General features: G+C 77.1%; 1 protein-coding gene. It reads left to right on the top strand.

The genetic code is table 11. From position 1 onward, the window contains the following. Window positions 1-1,871, top strand: a 1,871-nt coding sequence (locus VGH76_RS24480) for a condensation domain-containing protein (protein ID WP_331559362.1), incomplete at both ends; no start/stop codon positions are given.

Genomic DNA, 1,871 nt, shown 5'->3' with positions numbered 1-1,871 from the left:
CGACGACCGCTCCGTCGCCGCCCTCGAGCGCGCGGTCACCGCCACGGTCGCCCGGCACGACGCACTGCGCACCGTGCTCCCCGCGGGCCCCGACGGGCGCCCGCTCGCCGTCGTCCTCGCCGAACCGCCGCCCGGCGGGTTCCGCGTCGTCGACGCCCCGGACCCGACCGCGAGGGGAGGATCCGATCGCTCCAGCCGCACGAGCGCTCTCCTCGCGCGGGTGCAGGCGCACGACCGCCGCGCCTTCGACCTCACCCACGGCCCCCTGCTGCGCGCGAGCCTGGTCACCGGGACGGGGAGCGATCACCACCTGGTGCTCACCGTCCACCACGTCGCCGTCGACGGCTGGTCCATGCCGATCCTCGTCCGCGACCTGCTCGACACCTGGGCCGATCGCGCGCCGAGCCGCCCCGCCCCGGCCTACCGCGACCACCTCGCGCGCCTCGCCGGCCGCGACCCCGCCCGGGACCTCGACGCCTGGCGTGAGCACCTCGCGGGCCTGACCGGTCCCACGATCGTCGCGCCCGAGGACGTCTCCGACGACCCGGTGCCCGAGCGCACCCCGGTCGACGTGGCGGACCCGACCCGCGAGCGACTCCGCGCCCTCGCCCGCCGCCGCAGCGTCACGACGGCGACGATCCTGCAGGTCGCGTGGGGAGTCGTGCTCGGGTGGGCGACGGGCACCGGCGACGTCGTCATGCTGCAGACGGTGTCCGGGCGCGGCGGCGCGGTGGACGTCACCGGCACCGTGGGGCTGTTCATCGACACCGTCCCGGTGCGCGTGCGGCCGGCCCCGGCCACCCGGCTCGGCGACCTGCTCGAGCAGGTCCGCGACGAGCAGGCCGCGCTGACCGACCTCACGCACGTCGGGCTCGCCCCCATCACGCGGACCACCGGGCTAGCCCAGCTCGCGGACACGCTGCTCGTGGTCGAGAACTACCCCGTCGACGGTGCCGCGCTCACCGGTCCCGACGACGTGGCCGTCGGCCCGGTCGAGGCCGAGGATGGCACGCACTACCCGCTCTGCGTCGTGGCCGCGGGCACCGAAGGCCTCGATGTCCACGTCGCCCACCACCTCGACGGGGCCGAGGGGCGCGCCTGGGCCGATCGGCTCGCCCGGGTGCTCGCGGCGATGGCCGGCAGCGCCGACGCGACGGCCGACGACCTGCCGATCGCACGGATCGACCCGCTCGGGGAGGCCGAGCACCGGCTCGTCGTGCACGACTGGAACGACACCGCCGTCGCCACCGGCACCCCGACCTGGCCGGAGCTCCTCGACGCGCAGGTCGCGGCGCGACCGGACGCTCCCGCCGTCGTCGGGGAGGACCCGGACGGCGCGACCCTCACCTGGACCTACCGCGAGCTCGACGCGCGCAGCGGGCGGGTCGCGGCCGCGCTGGCGGAGCGGGGATGCGGGCCCGACGACGTCGTCGGGGTCGCCCTGCCGCGGACGCCCGACCTCGTCGCGGGCCTCGCCGGGGTGCTCCGTGCCGGGGCCGCGTACCTCCCGCTCGACCCCGACTACCCGGCCGAGCGGCTGCGCTTCACGACGGCGGACGCGGGCGTGAGGCTCGTCGTCACCACCCGCACTGTCGCCGCGGACCTGCCCCTCGACGGCGTCGACCTGCTGTGCCTGGAGGACCTGCCGTCCGCGCCGGCCCCGCCGATCCCGGCACTGCGCCCGGACCACGCCGCGTACGTCATCCACACGTCCGGCTCCACGGGCCGGGCCAAGGGCGTCGTGCTGCCCCACCGCGTCGTGGGATCGCTGGTGGCGACGGCCACGGGACGGCTCGGTCTGCGTCCCGGCGCGCGGGTGCTGCAGTTCGCCTCGCCCGGGTTCGACGTGGCCTTCTGGGAGCTGACGATGG

This window comes from Actinomycetospora sp., from assembly GCF_036497585.1.
GTDB lineage: Bacteria > Actinomycetota > Actinomycetes > Mycobacteriales > Pseudonocardiaceae > Actinomycetospora.
The sequence above is the reverse complement of the archived record's forward strand: the minus strand, read 5'-3'. Positions and strand labels throughout refer to the sequence as shown.